This window comes from Streptomyces sp. PA03-3a, from assembly GCF_033792735.1.
Lineage (GTDB): Bacteria > Actinomycetota > Actinomycetes > Streptomycetales > Streptomycetaceae > Actinacidiphila.
This window is the reverse complement of sequence record NZ_JARAVM010000007.1, coordinates 1-19,122: the sequence shown is the minus strand read 5'-3', so window position 1 is coordinate 19,122 and position 19,122 is coordinate 1. Positions and strand designations below refer to the sequence as shown.

17 protein-coding genes are annotated in these 19,122 nt (G+C 74.4%); 9 read left to right on the top strand and 8 right to left on the bottom strand.

The window, feature by feature from the left end:
• Positions 1 to 39: 39 nt before the first annotated feature.
• From PV342_RS10395 to PV342_RS10370, 6 genes are all read right to left on the bottom strand, one after another.
• Entirely contained in the window at positions 40 to 2,466 is a 2,427-nt protein-coding gene (locus tag PV342_RS10395) for a SpoIIE family protein phosphatase (protein ID WP_500316727.1), read from the bottom strand.
• Between the two features lie 111 nt (positions 2,467 to 2,577).
• A complete protein-coding gene (locus tag PV342_RS10390; protein ID WP_400800024.1) occupies positions 2,578 to 3,132 on the bottom strand; it encodes a hypothetical protein in 555 nt (184 codons plus the stop codon).
• Positions 3,129 to 4,598, bottom strand: coding sequence for a sensor histidine kinase (locus PV342_RS10385; RefSeq protein ID WP_386998029.1), 1,470 nt, complete (start codon positions 4,596 to 4,598; stop codon positions 3,129 to 3,131). The genes PV342_RS10390 and PV342_RS10385 overlap by 4 nt, the downstream gene beginning before the upstream one ends.
• Before the next feature lie 7 nt (positions 4,599 to 4,605).
• Positions 4,606 to 5,286: a response regulator gene (locus PV342_RS10380; protein ID WP_361002781.1), complete on the bottom strand. Its 681-nt coding sequence runs from the start codon at positions 5,284 to 5,286 to the stop codon at positions 4,606 to 4,608.
• Between the two features lie 17 nt (positions 5,287 to 5,303).
• Complete coding sequence (gene murJ, locus PV342_RS10375) at positions 5,304 to 6,983, bottom strand: murein biosynthesis integral membrane protein MurJ (protein WP_500316726.1); 1,680 nt, start codon at positions 6,981 to 6,983, stop codon at positions 5,304 to 5,306.
• Entirely contained in the window at positions 6,980 to 8,188 is a 1,209-nt protein-coding gene (locus PV342_RS10370; RefSeq protein ID WP_500316725.1) for a lipid II:glycine glycyltransferase FemX, read from the bottom strand. The genes murJ and PV342_RS10370 overlap by 4 nt, the downstream gene beginning before the upstream one ends.
• Positions 8,189 to 8,401: 213 nt before the next feature.
• Between PV342_RS10370 and PV342_RS10365 the strand changes: the two genes are divergently transcribed.
• Both PV342_RS10365 and PV342_RS10360 read left to right on the top strand, forming a co-directional pair.
• On the top strand, positions 8,402 to 9,613 hold the full coding sequence (locus tag PV342_RS10365; RefSeq protein WP_400800032.1) for a L,D-transpeptidase: 1,212 nt from the start codon (positions 8,402 to 8,404) through the stop codon (positions 9,611 to 9,613).
• Positions 9,614 to 9,699: 86 nt separating this feature from the next.
• A complete protein-coding gene (locus PV342_RS10360) occupies positions 9,700 to 10,629 on the top strand; it encodes an SDR family NAD(P)-dependent oxidoreductase (RefSeq protein ID WP_400800035.1) in 930 nt (309 codons plus the stop codon).
• 25 nt (positions 10,630 to 10,654) lie between these two features.
• Here the strand turns inward: PV342_RS10360 and PV342_RS10355 are convergent, their stop codons facing one another.
• On the bottom strand, positions 10,655 to 11,620 hold the full coding sequence (locus PV342_RS10355; protein ID WP_400800038.1) for a DUF1152 domain-containing protein: 966 nt from the start codon (positions 11,618 to 11,620) through the stop codon (positions 10,655 to 10,657).
• A gap of 110 nt (positions 11,621 to 11,730) precedes the next feature.
• Here PV342_RS10355 and PV342_RS10350 point away from each other — a divergent pair, with 110 nt between their 5' ends.
• From PV342_RS10350 to PV342_RS10340, 3 genes are all read left to right on the top strand, one after another.
• Positions 11,731 to 12,591, top strand: a complete 861-nt coding sequence (locus PV342_RS10350) for an alpha/beta fold hydrolase (RefSeq protein WP_500316722.1) — start codon at positions 11,731 to 11,733, stop codon at positions 12,589 to 12,591.
• 439 nt (positions 12,592 to 13,030) lie between these two features.
• Positions 13,031 to 14,707, top strand: a complete 1,677-nt coding sequence (locus PV342_RS10345) for an LCP family protein (RefSeq protein WP_400800044.1) — start codon at positions 13,031 to 13,033, stop codon at positions 14,705 to 14,707.
• A gap of 102 nt (positions 14,708 to 14,809) precedes the next feature.
• Positions 14,810 to 15,220, top strand: coding sequence for an ester cyclase (locus PV342_RS10340; protein ID WP_386998017.1), 411 nt, complete (start codon positions 14,810 to 14,812; stop codon positions 15,218 to 15,220).
• A 101-nt stretch (positions 15,221 to 15,321) separates the two neighbouring features.
• Here PV342_RS10340 and PV342_RS10335 read toward each other — a convergent pair whose 3' ends face one another.
• The gene (locus tag PV342_RS10335) at positions 15,322 to 16,374 is read right to left on the bottom strand and encodes an alpha/beta fold hydrolase (protein WP_391576718.1); all 1,053 of its coding nucleotides are present in this window, start codon (positions 16,372 to 16,374) and stop codon (positions 15,322 to 15,324) included.
• A 228-nt stretch (positions 16,375 to 16,602) separates the two neighbouring features.
• Between PV342_RS10335 and PV342_RS10330 the strand changes: the two genes are divergently transcribed.
• The 4 genes from PV342_RS10330 to PV342_RS10315 all read left to right on the top strand — a co-directional run.
• The gene (locus tag PV342_RS10330) at positions 16,603 to 16,827 is read left to right on the top strand and encodes a hypothetical protein (protein WP_018559058.1); all 225 of its coding nucleotides are present in this window, start codon (positions 16,603 to 16,605) and stop codon (positions 16,825 to 16,827) included.
• Between the two features lie 96 nt (positions 16,828 to 16,923).
• Positions 16,924 to 17,817: a DUF4232 domain-containing protein gene (locus PV342_RS10325; RefSeq protein WP_500316719.1), complete on the top strand. Its 894-nt coding sequence runs from the start codon at positions 16,924 to 16,926 to the stop codon at positions 17,815 to 17,817.
• 196 nt (positions 17,818 to 18,013) lie between these two features.
• Positions 18,014 to 18,457: a GntR family transcriptional regulator gene (locus PV342_RS10320; RefSeq protein ID WP_179280066.1), complete on the top strand. Its 444-nt coding sequence runs from the start codon at positions 18,014 to 18,016 to the stop codon at positions 18,455 to 18,457.
• A 13-nt stretch (positions 18,458 to 18,470) separates the two neighbouring features.
• Positions 18,471 to 19,122 (top strand): ABC transporter ATP-binding protein (locus PV342_RS10315; RefSeq protein ID WP_500316862.1); only part of this gene is annotated, 652 nt, incomplete at its 3' end.

Genomic DNA, 19,122 nt, shown 5'->3' with positions numbered 1-19,122 from the left:
CGTCCTCGTCGGCCGCCCGTCCTGGCGCGTCGTGCGTTCTCAGGCCTCGGCCAGGGGGACCTCCGCCCAGATCGTCTTGCCCTCCTGGGCGTGCCGCGTCCCCCAGCGCTCGGTGACCTGCGCCACCAGCATCAGTCCGCGGCCGCCCTCGTCGAAGACCCGGGCCCGGCGCAGATGGGGCGCGGTGCCGCTGCCGTCGGAGACCTCGACGATGAGGGTGGAGTTGTGGATGACGCGCAGCCCGATGGGCGGGGTTCCGTACCGGATGGCGTTGGTGACGAGTTCGCTGACCACCAGCTCCACGGTGTAGGCGATGTCGTCCATCCCCCATTCCGCCAGCCGTCCGATGACCTCCGCGCGGATCCCGGCGACCGCGGCGGGCTCGGCGGGCACGTCCCAGGTGACGACCTGGCACGCGTTCAGCACCTTGGTGCGGGCGACGACCAGGGCGACGTCGTCGTCCGGGGGGTCAGGGACCAGGGCCACCAGGTTGTCGCAGACGGACTCCAGGGAGCGGTCGGGCCGGGTGAGCGCCTGGCGCAGCCCCGCCATGCCGGTGTCGACGTCCCGGTCCTCGGTGGCGATGAGGCCGTTGGTGTAGAGCACCAGGAGGCTGTCCGGGTCCAGTGCGATCTCGACGGTCTCGAAGGGCAGTCCGCCCAGCCCGAGCGGCGGTCCTGGCGGCAGGTCGAGGAACTGCGCGGCGCCGTCCGGCGTGGTCAGCACGGGCGGGGGGTGTCCCGCGCTGGCGGCGGTGCACAGCCGGGAGACGGGGTCGTAGACCAGGTACAGGCAGGTGGCGACGAGGTCGGTGACGACGTTCTCGCCGTCGCTGTCGCCGACCTCCTCCCCGGCGAGGTGCACGACCAGGTCGTCGAGATGGACGAGCAGCTCGTCGGGCGGAAGGTCGACGTCGGCGAGGGTCCGCACCGCCGTCCGCAGCCGTCCCATGGTGGCGGAGGCGCGCAGTCCGTGGCCGACGACGTCGCCCGCGACCAGCGCGACCCGGGCCCCGGACAGCGGGATCACGTCGAACCAGTCGCCGCCCACCCCCGCGCCGCTGCCCGCGGGCAGGTAGCGCGAGGCGACCTCCACCGCCTCCTGGCGGCCGAGCCGCTGGGGCAGCAGGCTGCGCTGGAGGGCCAGGGCGGTGGCCCGTTCGCGGGTGTAGCGGCGGGCGTTGTCGACGGCGACCGCGGTCCGGGCGCCGATCTCCTCGGCGACCTGCAGATCGTCCTGGTCGAAGGGGTCGGGTCTGCGGTGCCGGGCGAGCACGGCGACGCCGAGGGTGATGCCGCGGGCCCGCAGCGGGATGACCATCACCGAGTGGATGCCGTGCCGGCGCAGCATCTCGGCCCGTCCGGAGTCGCCCGCGGCCCAGCTGTTGATGGCGCGGTCCACGGTGACGTGCAGCGAGGCGCGCCCGGTGATCAGGGAGCGGGCGGGCGGCGAGTCCTGCGGGTAGCGGTCCAGTTCCCCGGTCGCGGTCACCGACTCGGGCATGCCGGGGAGGACGGACTGCTGGGCGGCGCGGCGGAGGGCGACCCCGGGGTCGCCGGGCTGCGGCTCCACCCCGCGGAACAGCGGGTCGAGCAGGTCGACGGTGGCGAAGTCGGCGAGGTGGCCCACCACCACGTCGGCCATCTCCTGGGCGGTGCGGGCCACGTCCAGGGTGCTGCCGACCCGGGTGCTGACCTCGTTGAGCAGGGCGAGCCGCTCCCGCGCCACGTACTGCTCGGTGGTGTCGACCGCGGTGAGCTGGACGCGCGGGGTGCGCCGCAGGGGGTCGGCGAGCGGGGAGAGCGTGATCGTCCAGATGCGCGGCGCCGATGCCACCCGGGAGCGGATGCGCAGGTGCAGGTCGTGGGACTCGCCGGTGGCGAGGACGTGCCGGACGCCCTCCTCGACGGCCTCCCCCGCGCTGCCCGGCAGGAACTCCGAGGGGCGTCTGCCCCGCATCTGCTCCTCGGTGCGTCCGGCCTCGCGCTGCATGCCCCTGCTGGTGCGCAGCGTCCGCAGCTCGTTGTCGAAGATCGCCATGGGCAGGATGGCCTGGTCGAAGGCCTCCTCGACCACGCTGTCCACCGCCCCCCAGTGGCGCCGGTCCATCGGGGAGACCACGATGAGCCGCTGCGGCCGGCCGCGGCCGTCCAGCGACGGGTAGACCCGCACGGACACGTCCAGGTGGCGCCCGTCCCGGCGGCGCAGTACGGATCTGCCGCCCCAGCCGAAGGGCATCGCGAGGAACCACTCGGTGGACCGGGCGGCGTCCGAGCCGAGCAGCCGGCTGGCGGGCTGTCCCACGACCTCGTCGTGCCCGTACCCCAGCAGCCGCTCGGCCTCGCTGCTCCAGCCCGTGACGACCCCGTGGGCGTCGATGACGGCCGTGGCCGGAATGCCCGGCTCGGCACGGGGAGGGAGGCCGCCGTCGAAGTCGTCGTCGAGGCTGGAATCTCGCATCGCCATTCGTCGCCGTTCTCGCCCGTCCTCTTCCGGCCCCGCCAGGACGCGGCCGTCCGGGCCCACCTCCACTTCTACCGCTCATGGCGCGCGCCCGCAGTTCGGCGCCGGTCGCGGTCAGCGCGCGGGGGCCGTGCCGGGCAGGGCGCCGCCGCAGCGGGCGGCCGGGAGGGTGCCGTCGCTGCCGGCCAGGACGATCGCGGCGGTGTCCTCACGGCCCTCGGCGTAGGCGGCGGTGCAGACGACCTGGCGCGCGGCGTCGTCCTTCAGAGGCCGGACGGGGAACGGCAGCGTGACCCGCACGGTGCCCCGGGACGACGTGACGTCCACCGGCCCGGCGGAGGGGGGCAGCCCGGTGCCGAGTCCCGCCTCGCTCTCCTGGGGCTCGGGCCCGTCCAGCAGCACCGCCACGACCTGCGCGGTCGGCACCGGCGGGGCCTGCGCGTCGTCGCCGGTCGCGCGCAGGACCGGGGTGATCAGGCCGTCGGGGGAGAGGAAGAACAGCGTCAGCCGGTTCGGTGCCCCGGGGAAGGCCTCGACGGTGGCCGGGCCGCCCGCCTCGACGACCCCGGAGCCCGGGACCGCGCAGCCGGCCAGCAGCGCCGCGGCCGCGCAGACGAGGGCCGGGACGTCCCGGCGGCCGGCGGCGGCCGGGACGGACCGCGGTCTCACGGCGCCGCCTCCCCGTCCCGGCGGGGGATGGCCAGCGGCATCCGCACGGTGAGGACGGCACCGCCGTGCGGGCCGTTGGCGGCGCGGACCGTGCCGCCGTGCAGCCGGACGTTCTCCCGGACGATGGCCAGGCCCAGACCGCTGCCCGCGGAGCGGGTGCGGGCCGCGTCGGCCTTGTAGAAGCGGTCGAAGATGTGCGGCAGGACGTCCGGGGCGATGCCGGGGCCGCTGTCGGCGACCTCGACGGCGAACCGGGCCCGGCCGCCGTCGGACGGCTCCTCGCTCAGCCGGATGCGGACGGGGGCGCCGCCGTGCCGCAGCGCGTTCCCGACGAGGTTGGCCACCACGACGTCGAAGCGCCGCGGGTCGAGCCGGGCGCGGATGCCCGGGGGCAGTTCGGCGGCCACCCGCGCGGGGTCCGTCCAGCGCCGGGTAGCCAGGGTCCTGCGGATGGTCTCGGCGACGTCGACCTCGTCGGCGTTGAGCTCGGCGGCCTTCGCGTCGAAGCGGGAGATCTCGATCAGGTCCTCGACCAGGACGGCGAGTTTGCCGGTCTCCGCGCTGATGAGGCGGACGGCGGCCGCGGTGTCCGGGGCGAGCCGCTCGGCGTCCTCGTCGAGCACGTCGGTGACGGCGAGCATCCCGGCCAGCGGGGTGCGCAGTTCGTGCGAGACGTCGGAGGCGAAGCGGCGGGCCCGTGCCTCGGCGCGGCGCAGCTCGGTGACGGAGCGCTCCAGTTGCAGCGCGGTGTCGTTGAAGGTGTGGGCCAGGTCGGCGAGTTCGTCGCTGCCCTTGGCGGGGATGCGGGTGTCGAGCTCGCCGCGTCCGATGCGCTGTGCCGCCGTGCGCAGGTCGCGGACCGGGCGGAGCACGCTGCGGGCGGCGAGCAGGGCGGGGACGAGGGCGACGAGCAGCGCGGGCAGGGCTCCGTCGCGGGCGGAGGTGAGCATCGCCCGGATGTCGTCCTCCTCCGCGGCCAGCGGCATCACGGCGTAGAGCACGAGCCCGGTGGGGCGGGCGGACAGCCCGGTCCTGAAGACGGTCGGCACGGCCATGGTCAGCCAGGGGGTGCCGTCCTTGTCGACCCGCTGGAAGACGCCCCGGGGACTGGCCAGCGCGGCGCGGCGCAGTTCGGGCGTGATGACGGTGGAGACGGGGCTGGTGCCGGAGGAGACGCGGATCGATCCGTACTCGGCGAACACCACCCAGGTGCGCGGCTTGCCCTTGCGCGCGATGTCGCGCAGCACCTCCTGGAGGGCCGCGCGGTCCATCGGGAGCGTGGTGCCGACGGTGGCCGCCTGCTCGCGGAAGGAGGAGACGGCGGTGTTCTGGACCTGTTCGAGGACGGCGTTGCGCGCCTCGCGGTACGTGAGGGCGGCGGTGGTGCCCGCGCTGACCGCGGCGACGAGCAGAAAGGCCAGCACCAGTCGGCTGCGCAGCCCGATCCGGGCCCTGCGGCGGATCACCGGCGGCTCACAGGGGCCCGAAGCGGTAGCCGAAGCCGCGCAGCGTCTGTATGTAGCGGGGGCTGCCGGGCACGTCCTCGATCTTGTTGCGCAGCCGCCGGACGCAGGCGTCGACCAGCCGGGCGTCCGCGTGGTAGCTGTGCTCCCACACGTGCTCCAGCAACTGCTGGCGGCTGAAGACCTGTTCGGGGGCGGCGGAGAGGAAGAGCAGCAGCTTCAGCTCGGAGGGCGCCAGTGCCAGCCGCTGTCCGGACTTGGCGACACCGAGCCCCGCGCGGTCGACGGCGAGGTCGCCGTGGAACTCGACTGCCGGGCGCCCCCCGGGCTCCTCGATGCGCCGCAGCACGGCCCGGATGCGGGCCTCGATCACCTCGGTGCGGGCGGGTTTGACGATGTAGTCGTCGGCCCCCGCCTCCAGCCCGACGACGACGTCGAAGTCGTCGCCGCGGGCGGTGAGCATGATGATCGGCAGCTGACTCGTCTCGCGCACCTGGCGGCAGACCTGGACGCCGGTCATGCCGGGCAGCATCAGGTCCAGCAGCAGCAGATCGGGCTGGAACTCGCCGAGGGCGGTGAGCCCGGCCTCGCCGGTCGCGGCCGTCCGGACCTCGTGACCGCGGCGGCGCAGGCCCAGTTCGACACCCTCGCGCACGGAAGGGTCGTCTTCGATCAGAAGGACGCGTGGCATGAGCGGAGTATCGCAACTCATCGTGCGCCGCGCCGCAGTTTGCCGAGCAGTGCCCGCCGGGCGGCCTCGACCTCGGTCAGCCGCAGCGGGCTGGCCGCGGCCGAGAAGACCAGTACGACGACGGCGGCCCCGGCCGCCGCGGCGGCGAGCGGTCCGAGGTCCGCGGCGAGGGCCGCAGTGGTCCGGCCCAGGGCCGCGGCGGGCACCGCTGCGAGCAGCAGCCGGGCCAGCGCGCCCGCGGTCGGCGAGCGCCACGGCCCGCGACCGCCGCCCGGCGCCGCCAGCCTGCGGGCCAGCACGTGCGCGGTGACCGCCCATCCCGCGAAGAGCGCCACGGAGTACGCCCCTGCCATGCCGGTTACCGCCCAGCGCGCGGGCAGCAGCAGGTAGGCCGTGACGGACAGGCCCGCGTTGAGCCCGGAGACCACCAGGTTGAGCAGGAAGGGGGTGCGGGTGTCGCCGAGCGCGTAGAAGGTGCGCGACAGCACGTACTGCCCGGAGAAGGCGACCAGGCCGGGGGCGAAGGCCACCAGAGCGTTCGCCATGACCGCGACGTCGGCGGCGTCGGTCCTGCCGTGCTCGAAGACCAGCGCCATCGCCGGCCCGGCGAGCGCCAGCAGCGCGCACGCGGCGGGCACCACCAGCGCCGAGCTGCTGCGCAGCGCGTACGAGACGTCGCGGCGCACCCGCGCGCGGTCGCCGTCGGCCGCCGCCGCGCTCATCCGCGGCAGCAGGGCGGTGACCAGCGAGACCGTCACGATGCCGTGCGGTACGGCCCACAGCAGATAGGCGTTGTTGTACGCGGTGAAGCCGGCGCCGCCGTCGATGCCGAGGGCCGCGGCGCGCTGTCCCGCGGAGGTGGCGAGCCGGGTCACCACCCAGTAGGCGACCTGGTTGGTGAGCACCAGCAGCACCAGCCACCCGGCGGAGCGCAGCGGCCGGGACAGCCCGCTGCCCCGCCAGTCGAACCGCGGCCGCCAGCGGAAGCGCGCCGCCCGCAGGGACGGCACCAGCGCCAGCGCCTGCACCGCTATGCCGGCCGTGGTGCCCCAGCCGAGCAGCGCGGTCTCGCCGGAGGTCAGCCCGCCGCCGGTGCCGGCCGTGGCCAGGTAGAGGCCGAAGACGGCGATGACGACCAGGTTGTTGAGGACGGGCGTCCACATCATCGCGCCGAACCGGCCGCGGGCGCCCAGGACTTGGCCGAGCAGCGTGAACAGGCCGAGGAAGAGGATCTGCGGCAGGCAGGAGCGCGCGAAGGCCACCGTCGTCGCCGCCTGCGCCCCGGTGTAGCCGGTGTACGCGGCCACGATCGCGGGCGCGGCGAGCACGGCCGCCGTCGTGATCAGCAGCAGTGCCGCGGTGCACACGGTCAGCAGCCGGTCGGTGTAGGCGGCGCCGCCGTCCTCGTGCTCCTTGGCGGCCCGCACCAGTTCGGGTACGAACACCGCGTTGAGCGCGCCGCCCAGCAGCAGCATGTAGACGATCGTGGGCACCGAGTTGCCGACCGAGTAGCCGTCGGCGGCCAGGCCGACGCCGAGCGCCGCGGCGACGGTCGCGGACCGTACGAAGCCGGTCGCGCGGGAGACCACCGAACCCGCGGCCATGAGGGCGCCGCTGCGCAGCACCGAGCCGGTGGCGGGGGCCCCGGCCGGGGCGGCCGTCCCGTCGGCCGGCCGGGCCGCCGCGGGGGCGCTCACCGGCGGGCCAGGTAGAGCTGGAACGCCCGGTAGAGCGTGTGGTTGGCGGTACCGTCCAGGGCCGTCTCCCATTCCCCCAGGGTCTCGACGACCTGCCCGCCGGTTCCCAGCTTCCAGCGCGTGAGGCCGAACGCCCGGTCCTCCGGGTCGAGTGTGGAGGGTACCCCGCGCATGTCGTACTCCAGTGCGCCCTGTTGGTGGGCGTCCTGGAGCATCCGCCACTGCAGGGCGTTGGAGGGGCGGACCTCGCGGCGGTGGTCCGCCGAGGCGCCGGTCTGGTACCAGGCCCTGCGGCCCACGGTGATCATGGTGTGGGCGGCGAGCACCTCTCCCTCGTGGCGGGCGAGGTAGAGCCTCATCCTGCCCGGCTGCTCCGCGTTGAGGGCCGCGTACTGGCGCTGGTAGTACTCCAGCGAGCGGCCCAGCCGGAAGCCGTCGCGCTCCTCGGTGATCCGCAGCAGACGGAAGAACTCGGGGAGGTCGGCCGCGCCGCCCACGGTCACCTCGACGCCGGACTTCAGCGCCTTGCGTATGTTGCGGCGCCACTCCTGGTTGAGCCCGGACCACAGGTCGTCGGCGCTGCGGCCGGCCAGCGGGACCCGGAGGACGTGGCGGGGCTGGGCGTCCGCGTCCCCGCCGCCGTCCGGCCCCTCGCCGCCGCAGCGCCGCCAGCCGCGGGCCCGCAGCCGCTCGGCCACGACCGTGCCGAGCGGGTCGACCTCGCACGCCAGGACGTCGGACAGGCGCCGGCCGAGGCCGGTCGCGGACTTCAGCGCGGCGGCGTCCCAGCGGCGGTGGGCGGGCGAGGGGCCGATGCGCACGGCGAAGGCGCCGAGTCCGCGCAGGTGGCGCAGGAGCGGCGTCAGCCAGGCGTCGATGTCGGGGTCCGACCAGTCGGTGACCGGCCCCTCGGGCAGATAGGCGAAGGACTTCCGCGTCCCGGGGAACTGCCGCAGCAGCACCAGCGCGACGCCGCGTGGTTCACCGCGTCCGGAGCCGTCCCCGGAGCCGTCCCCGACGCCCCAGCCGAGCAGCCGGGGCCGCCATCCCGGCTTCACCAGCGCCCACGACGGGCACTGGAGGAAGCTCGGGCCGAGCGCCTGACCCGTCCGGGACGCCAGGAACGAGCGGTACGTATCCGCGCTGACCGGTCCGAGCCAGGCCTGCCGGGGGCCGCAGCCCGCCGTCACGAGCAGTGCCGACACTGCGCCTCCCTGAGGTGTGGTCGAGTGGGGACACAGGAAGGCTCACAGCCCCTCGTGACCGCGCCGAGCGGCGAATGTGACCGGACCATGACCGTTTCCCACCAGCTGCCGTCATACGGCTCCCAGGCGCTCCACCAGGGCTTCTCGCGGCCTAGAGTCCCCGGGGTCCGGCCGTTTCCGGCCGTGCTCTCCCCGTCCTTCCCGGAGGTCTCCGTGTCCCCGAAACGTGTGGGTCCGATACGCCGGCCCCGCCTGCGCACCGCCGCCGTCGCGGCCGCCCTGCTGTCCGCCGTGCTCACCGCCTGCTCGGGCGCCGCCCCGGCGGCGACGCAGGCCGCCGGCGACACGGAGCAGCGCGAGGAGCGGGCGGCGACCGTCACCGTCACCCCGCACGGCGGGCGGGTACGGGCCGGCGAGCCCGTCCGCGTCACGGCGAAGGGCGGCACCCTCACGGCGGTCACCGTCGCCGGGCCGCACGGCAAGGCGCTGACCGGCACCCTGTCCGCGGACCGCCGCACCTGGACCTCGGACCGCAACGTCGTGCCCGGCGCCTCGTACACCGTCGAGGCCGGGACCCGCACCCCGGGCGGCACGACCGGCAGGAGCGAGTCGAGCTTCACCACGGCCGCGGCGCGCAAGGTCAACAAGGTGGACTGGCGGCCCGGCGACAGCACCACGGTCGGCGTCGCCCAGCCGATATCCCTCGTCTTCGACAACCCCGTGACCGACAGGGCCGCCGTGGAGCGGCAGCTGAAGGTGACGACCTCCGACGGCACCGAAGGCTCCTGGGGCTGGCTGACCGACTACTCGGGCCGGGACCGGGTCGACTGGCGGCCCCGGGAGTACTGGCGGCCGGGCACCGAGGTCACCCTGGACGCCCGCCTGGACGGCACCGACTCCGGGCGGGGCGGCTGGTTCGTCCGCGACTACGAGGCCTCCTTCACCGTCGGCGCCCGGCAGGTCGTCGAGGTCGACCTCGACCGCAAGCGGCTCACCCTGCGGCGCGACGGCCGTACGGTGCGCACGGTCCCGGTCTCCGGCGGCACGCCCGGACCGAACACCGGCTCGTGGCGCGGCACGGCGGTGGTGCTGGCCAAGGAGGGCACCGTCCGGATGAACTCCGAGACCGTCGGCCTCGGCGACGCCTACGACGAGACGGTCCACGACTCGATCCGGCTCACCTGGTCCGGGATGTACGCGCACGCCGCCCCCTGGAACGCCGCGTTCTTCGGCCGGGCCAACCGCAGCCACGGCTGCGTCGGCATGAGCGACGCCGACGCGGACTGGCTGTACTCCCAGATCCGGGTCGGCGACCCCTTCGAGATCAAGGGGTCGGAGGCCAAGGGCACGGTCGCGCCGAACAACGGCTTCGGCGACTGGAACGTGAGCTGGGACCGCTGGCGGGAGAAGAGCGCGCTGCACTGACCGCCGCCCGGGGGCGCCGCGGACGGCCGGCGGTGGTTGCCTGGAAGGGGGCGGCGCCACCGCCCCGCCGAGAGGAAGGCAGCGCCATGACCGGCTCCGGCTTCACCGCACAGTCCACCGCCGCCGAGGTCGTCGGCGGCATCGACCTCACCGGCCGCCGCGCCGTTGTCACCGGCGCGGCCTCCGGCATCGGCCTGGAGACCGCCCGCGCCCTGGCCGGCGCCGGCGCCGAGGTCACCCTCGCGGTACGGGACACCGCCGCCGGCGAACGCGCGGCCGCCGGCATCGCGTCCGGCGGCGCCGGGCGGGTGCTGGTCGCGCCGCTCGACCTCGCGGACCAGCGCTCCGTGGCGGCCTTCGCCGCCGCCTGGCACGGCCCCCTGCACGTCCTCGTCAACAACGCCGGGGTCATGATGACCCCGCAGACGCGCACGCCCGAGGGCTGGGAACTGCAGTTCGCGACCAACCACCTCGGGCACTTCGCGCTCGCCACCCGCCTGCACCCGGCCCTCGCCGCCGCGGGCCGCGCCCGCGTGGTCTCCCTCAGCTCGGTCGCCCACCTGCGCAGCCCGGTGCACTTCGACGACGTCCACTTCCGCGACCGCCCCTACGACGCCGGCCTCGCGTACGCCCAGTCCAAGACCGCCAACGTCCTCTTCGCGGTGGAGGCCGGCCGGCGCTGGGCCGCCGACGGCGTGACCGTCAACGCCGTCCACCCCGGGGCGGTGCTGGGCACCAACCTGTCCCGGCACCTCACCCGCGAGGCGCTGGACGCCGCCGCGTCCGGTGGCCGCACCTTCAAGACCCCGCAACAGGGGGCCGCCACCGTCGTGTACGTCGCCACCGCGCCCGGGCTGGAGCGCGTGGCGGGACGCTACTTCGAGGACTGCGCCGAGGCCCACCGCCACATCCCCGGGACCTCCGGCGGCGTGGCCGACCACGCGCTGGACCCGGACGCGGCCGCGCTGCTGTGGCGGATGTCGCTGGACTGCCTCGCGGCGGACGTGCGCGGCTGACCGCCACCGGCGGGGGCGGGGACGGTCAGTGCGGGAAGGTCCGCGGCGGCCGTTGGCGCGGCAGTTCGTCGCGGAACTCCTCGACGATCGAGCTGATCTGACGGGTGAGCTGCGTCCGTTCCAGCCGGTCGAGATAGAGGTTGCGGGCGGCCAGTCCCACCGCGTCCACGCAGAAGTACATCGCCATCAGCGGGTTGACGAACAGCTCGCTGTGCCTGGTGCGTTCCGTGAACCGCACGTCGCCGAAGTCGCCGCGCACCGCGGCCGCGACCGAGCCGTGGACGATGCTCGGGTGCTCCGGGGTCGCCTCCTGGGCGTGCGCGACCGCGTCGAGGTAGAGCCGGCCCTCGCGGCTGTCGCGCGACAGCGAGAACGCGCCGAGGTACGCCCCGTCCCGCTCCAGGGCGGCCAGGTTCTCCAGCACCAGGGAGTGGTTCACCCCGTGGTACGCGTCCACGCCGAAACCGAGGCAGGCCACCAGGCGCTGCGGTACGCCAGTGAGCCCGCCGACCGCGGCGAGGCTCGCCATGTCCTCCTCGGGAGTGCCGAGTCCGCTCTCGTCGCCGCGCATGAGGATGTCGGTGCCGCCGTCGACCAGCACGATCGCGTCGACCCCGCCCAGGTGGCCGATCAGCGCCCGGTACGCGGCCCGCAGGGGTGCGACGCCCGTACGGCACAGCGCGTACACGGTCGAGGGCAGACCCTGCGACTCCAGCCAGCGGGCGAGGGTCCGTTCGGGGAAGTAGTCGCCGCGGGCCGCCGTCGAGGGGCGCACGGCGGCGACGTCGTGGTCCAGCCACACGTCGGGGTCCAGGCCGTACAGGTCGGCGAAGGAGAGGTTGGCGAGGTGGACCTCCTTGCCGGCCTCGCGCAGCGCCAGCGCGATCGGCAGCCCGGCGTACACGTCGAAGCCGCCGCCGGCCCCGGCGACGAGGATCCGCCGCGCTTCGCGCAGCCGGGTGAACAGGGCGGGTTCGAGGAGGGAGAACACCGGGGGACGGTAGCAGCGGGCGGTGCGTCGGGGCAGCGGATTTCCGCGCCCGCGGCGGGCGTTCGCCCGGTCCCGGTGGGGTGTCGGTGACGCGGCCTAGACTCGGCCGGATGGTGACGGAGACGGATATCGCACTCGCCGACGGGCGGACGCTGCACGTGTACGACACCGGGCCGGGCGGCCGGGAGGACGGTGCCGGAACGGCCGTCCTGTGGCACCACGGCACGCCCAACATCGGCACGCCACCGGAGCCGCTCTTCGCGGCCGCCGCCGAGCGCGGCCTCCGCTGGGTGGGCTACGACCGCCCCGGGTACGGCGGTTCGACGCCCCGTCCGGGCCGGGACATCGCCTCGGCGGCCGGGGACGCGGCGGCCGTGGCCGACGCGCTGGGCATCGGCCGCTTCGCGGTCATGGGCCACTCGGGCGGCGGCCCGCACGCGCTGGCCTGCGCCGCCCTGCTGCCGGACCGGGTCCTGGCGGTGGTCTGCGGGGCCGGCCTGGCGCCGTTCGGCGCGGAGGGGCTCGACTGGTTCGCCGGGATGGGGCCCTCCGGCGCGGCGGAGCTCGGTGCCGCGGTCCGGGGGCGGGCGGCGCTCGAAGCGCGGCTGGCCTCCGACGACTTCGACCCCGAGCTCTTCACCCCCGAGGACCACGCCGCGCTGGCGGGCGCGTGGGCGTGGCTCGGCGACGTCGCGGGCAAGGCGCTCGAGGGCGGTCCGGGCGGCATGGTCGACGACGACCTCGCCTATGTGGCGCCCTGGGGCTTCGACCCGGCCGGCATCACCGCGCCCGTCCTGGTCCTGCACGGCGGGGCGGACCGCATCGTGCCCGCCGCGCACGGTGCGTGGCTGTCCCGGCGGTGCCCGGACGCGGAGCTGTGGTCGCCTCCCGGCGCCGGGCACATCTCGGTCCTCGCCTCGGCGACGGACGCGCTGGACTGGCTCGCCCGGCGGGCCGCCGGGCGGGGCTGAGCGCGCGCCGGCGTCGTCCACAGGCTGTGGACGACGCCGGGCGAGGCGGGGGAGCGCGGGGCGCGGGCGACGACGGCGACCGGCACGTCGCTCGTCGCGTCGCCGCGACGAGCGCGCGCCAGGACGGCACCGCGGCGGGTCAGCACCGCGGGTGAGCGCCGCCGTGTCCGGCCGCTCGGTACGCATGAAAAGCCCCCGAGGGCGGCTTGCCGGTGGAATGCGTGACGGCCCGGCGGGGCCGGTTCGGCCGCCGCGGAAATCCCGTGTGCTTCCCCGGCTCGCAAGGGAGTTGACCGCGCCAGGACAACCATCTGCCGTATTCGGATGTCTGAACGGTTGCCCCGGGCCGGCCGCGGGGTGGACCCAAACCCACACAGGCGACGACCGGGCGCACCGCGGGGGGCGGCGCCCCGGGCGTGGACGGAGGACCCGTACGACCGTGGACAGGCACGACGGCAGCGACATCGACCCCGCGGACCAGTGGGTCCTCGACCCCGAGACCGGTGACTACCGGCTGCGGCTGGACTCCGACACCCCTCCGGCCCCCACGGTGCCCCGGCAGGGCGGCCGGCGTGCGCGCCGCGAGGAGCGGCGGCCCGACCCGGCACCGGGCGACCGCCGCCGCGCCGGGGCCCCGGCGTCCCGCAAGGCGAAGCGGTCCACGAAGCGGAAGGCCCTGATGTGGACCGCGGGCACGCTCGGATTCGTGCTGCTCGCGGGCAGCACCGGCGCCTACTTCCTCTACCGGCACTTCGACGGCAACATCGCCACCGTCGACGTCGGCACGGCCGGCAGCAAGCAGGTGACCAGCAAGGACGCGGTGAACATCCTGGTCATCGGCACGGACAGCCGGGAGGGCCTGGGCGCGAAGTACGGTGACGCCGGCAGCCCCGGCCACGCCGACACCACGATCCTCTTCCACGTGTCGAAGGACCGGTCGAACGCGACCGCGATGAGCATCCCGCGCGACATGGTCACCGCCATCCCGGACTGCCCGACCAAGCAGAAGGACGGCTCCACCAAGACCATCCCCGGAACACCGGTACAGGGGTCCAAGCCGCGCTTCAACGAGAGCCTCGGCCAGGCGGGCCGCGACCCTGGCTGCACCATGCGGACCGTCACGAAGATCACGGGCATACCCGTCGACCACTTCATGATGGTCGACTTCGAGGCCGTGAAGACCCTGTCCACCGCCGTCGGCGGCGTGCCGGTCTGCCTCAAGCACGCCATCGACGACACGGACGAGCGGGGCCAGGGCTCCCACCTGAAACTGCCCGCGGGGGCGCACCGGGTCCAGGGCGAACAGGCCCTGCAGTTCGTCAGGACCCGCCACTCGCTCAAGAACGGCAGCGACCTGGACCGCATCGCTCTCCAGCAGCAGTTCCTCGGGTCGATGATCCGCGAGATGAAGTCCGGCGACACGCTCACCGACCCCCGCAAGCTCTTCAAGCTGGCGAACGCCGCGACCAAGGCGCTCACCGTTGACACCGGCATCGGCGGCGTCGGGAAGCTCACCGACCTCGCCCGGGACTTGAGCCGGGTCGACCCCAAGCACATCACCTTCACGACGCTGCCCGTCAAGGACAACCCGACCGAGGGCAGGTTCCACGCGACGGTCGTGGTGGACGAGACCAAGGCGCCGGCGGTCTTCTCGGCGATCAAGAAGGACGTCTCGCTGACCGAGGTCAGGAAGAAGAAGTCCGCGGCCGCCGACGCCAGGCTGCGGGGCGCCAAGGCCGACCCGTCGGAGGTCCGGGTGCTCGTCCACAACGGGGGCGGTCCCCAGGGCGCGGCGCAGGCGACCCTGGAGTGGCTGCAGAACACCGAGGGCGTCAGCCACTCCACCAACGGGGGCAACGCCCCCGGGGGGAAGCGGGACCGTACGATCCTGGAGTACGCCCCGGACCAGGCCGACCAGGCCAGGGCGCTGGCCGCCATGATGGACCTGCCCGCCGCCGCCCTCCGTCCCGGCACCGCCGACGCCGAACCGGGCGCCGACATGACGCTCACCCTCGGCCGGGACTTCAGGGGCCCCGGGATTCCGCTCGGCGACCCGGACGAGCCGCCGGCCGACATCCAGAAGGCGCAGGCGGACAAGAAGGAATGCGTCGGCTGAGCCGCCGCGGTCCCGGCAGGCCGCTTCGCCGTGCCGCGCCTACGGTGGAAAGGAGGAAGGGGCGCCCCGCGCGCCCGAGATCGCGACCGCAAGGAGCGCGGCATGTCCCGCAGCGACAACATCTCCGTCCTGGAGGGCTTCGGAACAGCGGTGAACAGCGGCCATCTCGACGAACTCGGCGCATTCGTCGCGGCCGGATCGGTGGACCACGACCCCGCCCCGGGCCAGGGGCCCGGGCCGGAGGGCTACGAGGAGATGTTCGGCGAGATGCGGCGGGCGTTCCCCGATCTGCACGTCGAGGTCGAGCACGTCATGGCCACCGACGACGAGATCGCCTTCGCGTACACCATCACCGGCACGCACCTCGGTGAACTGATGGGCCACGCCCCGACAGGGCGCACCGTCAGCTACCGGGGCATGCAGATCAGCCGGTTCGAGGACGGGAAGATGGTCGAGCGCTGGGGGAGCAGCGACCAGCTCGGCATGCTGCGCCAGCTCGGCCTCACCCCCTGACCGACGCGTCTCGGTCCCGGGTCGCCGGCGGCAGGCGGAGTTCGAACAGCGCCCCGCCCGCCGGGGCCGAGCCCCGCGGCCCCCGTCGCCTCGGGGCCCGATCAGAGCCGCCCGACGTCCACCACGGCCTGCGCGAAGGCCGCGGGCGCCTCCTGCGGCACGTTGTGCCCGATGCCCTGCAGCGTGCGGTGCGCGTACTTCCCGGTGAACTTGGACCGGTAGGCGGAGCCGTCGCCCGGCGGGGTGAACGGATCGACCGCCCCGTCGAGGGTGATCGTGGGCACGGTGATGACGGGCCCGCGGGCGAGCCGCGCCTCGATGTCCGCGTGGCGCGGGTCGCCCTCCGTCAGCCCCAGGCGCCAGCGGTAGTTGCCGATGACGATGGGGACGTAGTCCGGGTTGTCGAAGGCGGTCGCGGTGCGCTCGAACGTGGCGTCGTCGAACCCCCAGGTCGGGGAGTTGAACTTCCACACGAGCCGGGCCAGATCGTCCCGGTAGCGCTCCAGCCCCTTACGGCCCCGCTCCGTTGAGAAGTAGTACTGGTACCACCACGCCCATTCCGACTTCGGCGGCAGCGGCTGCTTGTTCGCCTCGCGGTTGGTGATCAGGTAGCCGGTCACCGAGACGAGCCCCTTGACCCGCTCCGGCCACAGCGCCGCGATGATGTCCGCGGTCCGCGACCCCCAGTCGAAGCCGGCGAGGACCGCCTTCTTGATCCCCAGGGCGTCCATGAGCGCGACGATGTCCAGCGCGAACGCCGCCTGCTGGGGGTCGCGCGGTGTCGAGCGGGACAGGAAGCGCGTCGTCCCGTGGCCCCGCAGATAGGGGACGACGACCCGGTAGCCCTTCGCCGCCAGCAGCGGTGCGACGGCGACATAGCTGTGGATGTCGTACGGCCAGCCGTGGAGCAGGATCACCGCGGGGCCGTCGGCCGGTCCGGCCTCCGCGTAGCCGACGTCCAGGACCCCGGCCTCCACCTGCTTCAGCGGGCCGAACGCCGCCGCGTCGCCGGGCCGTTCCTTGCCGGGCGCCATGGGCGGCGCCGGCTTGTTCTCGTCCGGTCCGGTCGTCGCGCACCCCGTCGCGAGCCCGGCCACTGTGGCCGCGACCGCTCCCGAGCCGACGATCGTGCCGAAGGTCCGCCTGTCGATCATCCGAGGCCTTCCGTGGGATGCGGGCGCGGGCACTGAGATAGGCCATGCCCCGTACGGCACAGCCCGCGTCGCCGGAGGGCCGAATGTCATCCCCATGGCACAGGCCCCGGCGGGCACGGTGAGGGCCGGACGGGTGAAGTCGGGGTCACGGCGCAACCGGCGGGCGCGGCGCGGCAGTCCTGCACGGCGAGTCCGGTCGACACCGTCCGAGATCCGAGAGGAAACACCATGAACCTTCTCGATACTCCGCATCAGTCACCGGGTGGTGTCCCGCTGGGGGCCCATCTGGACGCCGTCGACGCGCGCTGGATCGAGCTCCACGCCGCGCTCATCGCGGCTGGGGTGCCCCCGCTCCCGGGGGACAGCGACGCCGTGCACACCATCGCCCGGCAGCTCGACGACGCCACGGTCGGCGCCGTCGTCGCGTGGATCGACAGCGCCGCCTCCCGCTGACCGCCGTCCCGCACGCCGCACTTTGTGACCGTCGTGTGACGGGAATTGTGGCCTCCGCCACGGCCGGGAACGGGAGGGCCCTGATGGGGTCGCCGGATGCGCTCCCCCGCCCTCCTCCTCCCGGCCGTGCTCGCCGGCACCCTGTTCCTGGCGACGGCCTGCGACGTACCGCACGGGGACGGCCGCCCCTCGTGCGCCTCCTCGGTGGTCCCGGTCGCCCCGGCGTCCGGGGCCGCCGAGGGGGGCGGCGACGTCGAGATCACGGCGGTGGGCGCCCGGCCCGCCCACTGCACCGGCCCCGCCGCGTTCCACGTCGCCTTCCGCGTCACCAATCACTCCGGTGAACCCCTCACGTACACCGTCACCTTCGGGCTGACGACCGGTGCGGGAGAGGCTCTGGCGAACGTGCCGCACACCGTGCCCGCTGTCCCGCCCGGCCGGACCGTGCGGGGCGAGGCCGGCCTCGGCGCACCGCTCGCGCCGCGGTCCGGCGGCGAACGGGTGCGCGTCGTCAAGGTCAGGAGCGTCCCCGCGGACGAGGCGCCGGCCCCGGGAGGCGCCTGCCCGACCTCCGGGCTGCGCCTGACCGCCGACGACGGGGACGCCGCCATGGGGCTGCGCGTGGTGGGACTCCGCCTGGAGAACTGCTCGTCCGGTGTGCGGCGCGTCGAGGGCTATCCGCTGGTCCGGCTCCTCGACGAGGAGCGGAAGCCCGTCACGGACGTCGAGGTGTTCCGCGGCAGCGGCGGCGTCGCCCTCGTGACCGGCTTCGACGACCCGCCCCGCCCGGTCACCCTGGCACCGGGCGAGAGTGCGACGGCCGGCCTGATGTGGCGCAACACCGTCACCGACGGCACACCCGTCGACGCGCCCTACGCGAGGGTGCGGGCGACACCCGGCTCCCCTCCGGTGACGCTGACCCCGGAGTTCGACCTCGGCACCACGGGGAAGCTCGGCGTCAGCGCCTGGAAGGCCGCGCCGGCCCCGTGAACCGCTGAACTCCCCCCGTCCGCACGAAGGCTCCGGGCCGCCCGCCCGGGGCCTTTGTGCTGTCCGGGACCACGCGCTTCCCCCGCATCACGATTGTCACGGTTCTGTCCCGAGGGGCACCGGGGCGGCCGCTCTGTTTGACACGGCTCGCGTCGCCCTCCCATCATCATTCCACTAATCGAGTAACTAAAGGGTGTTGAACCTCGTGGAGTTTCGCATCGACCGGCGCAGCGGGATCGCCGCGTACCAGCAGATCGTGCAGCAGACCAAACAGGCCCTCCGGCTGGGCGTCCTGATGCCGGGGGACCGGCTGCCCACCGCCAAGGAGGTCGCCGAGAGCAGCGCCGTCAATCCGAACACCACGCTCAAGGCGTACCGCGAACTGGAACGCGAGGGTCTGGTCGAGCCGAGGCCCGGCCTCGGCACCTTCATCCGCCGCTCACTGGCCCGCCCCCAGGCGGGCGCCGACTCCCCGCTGCGGGTGGAGCTGGAGGCGTGGATGACCCGGGCCCAGGAGGCGGGCCTGGAACGGGAGGACGTGGCCGCGCTGGTCGCGGCGGTCCTGGAGGAGCGGTACGCCGGTATCCCGGCGGCAGGCGGAACACCGGAAGGTCGGGAGAAGAGGATGACCAGTGCGTGAGACCACGGACCCCATGGACATGGGCGGTCCTTTGGAGGAGTCGGCGATCGAGGCTCATGGGGTGGGGCGGAGGTACCGTCGGGGCTGGGCGCTGCGGGACTGTTCGTTCCGGTTGCCGGCGGGGCGGATCTGCGGGCTGGTGGGTCCCAACGGTGCGGGCAAGACGACGCTGATGTCGATCGCGGCGAATCTGCTGGAGCCGACAGAGGGCACCTTGACGGTGTTCGGGGCGGAGCCGCGGTCGGCGGAGGCGGGGCGCCGTACGGCGTTCCTGGCGCAGGAGAAGCCGTTGTTCAAGCGTTTCACGGTGGCCGAGACGCTGCGGCTGGGGCGTGAGCTGAACCCGGGCTGGGACCAGCGGGCCGCCGAGCAGATCGTCCGCGCGGGCAACGTGCCCCTGCACGCGAGGATCGGCACCCTTTCCGGCGGCCAGCGCACCCGGGTCGCCTTCGCGCTGGCCTTCGGCAAGCGGCCCGACCTGCTGCTGCTCGACGAGCCGATGTCCGACCTGGACCCGCTGGTGCGCCACGAGATGATGAGCACCTTGATGGCGGAGGCCGCCGAGCACGGCACCACGGTGCTGATGTCCTCGCACATGCTCAGCGAGTTGGAGAGCGTGTGCGACTTCCTGCTGGTCATCTCCACCGGTGGCCTGCGCATGGCCG

Bases quoted from the DNA above. Each gene is read 5' to 3' on its own strand.
- PV342_RS10380 (WP_361002781.1), bottom strand. From the start codon at position 5,286: ATGCCACGCGTCCTTCTGATCGAAGACGACCCTTCCGTGCGCGAGGGT.
- PV342_RS10360 (WP_400800035.1), top strand. From the start codon at position 9,700: ATGACCGGCTCCGGCTTCACCGCACAGTCCACCGCCGCCGAGGTCGTC.
- PV342_RS10350 (WP_500316722.1), top strand. From the start codon at position 11,731: ATGGTGACGGAGACGGATATCGCACTCGCCGACGGGCGGACGCTGCAC.
- PV342_RS10340 (WP_386998017.1), top strand. From the start codon at position 14,810: ATGTCCCGCAGCGACAACATCTCCGTCCTGGAGGGCTTCGGAACAGCG.
- PV342_RS10330 (WP_018559058.1), top strand. From the start codon at position 16,603: ATGAACCTTCTCGATACTCCGCATCAGTCACCGGGTGGTGTCCCGCTG.
- PV342_RS10395 (WP_500316727.1), bottom strand. From the start codon at position 2,466: ATGGCGATGCGAGATTCCAGCCTCGACGACGACTTCGACGGCGGCCTC.
- PV342_RS10335 (WP_391576718.1), bottom strand. From the start codon at position 16,374: ATGATCGACAGGCGGACCTTCGGCACGATCGTCGGCTCGGGAGCGGTC.
- PV342_RS10325 (WP_500316719.1), top strand. From the start codon at position 16,924: ATGCGCTCCCCCGCCCTCCTCCTCCCGGCCGTGCTCGCCGGCACCCTG.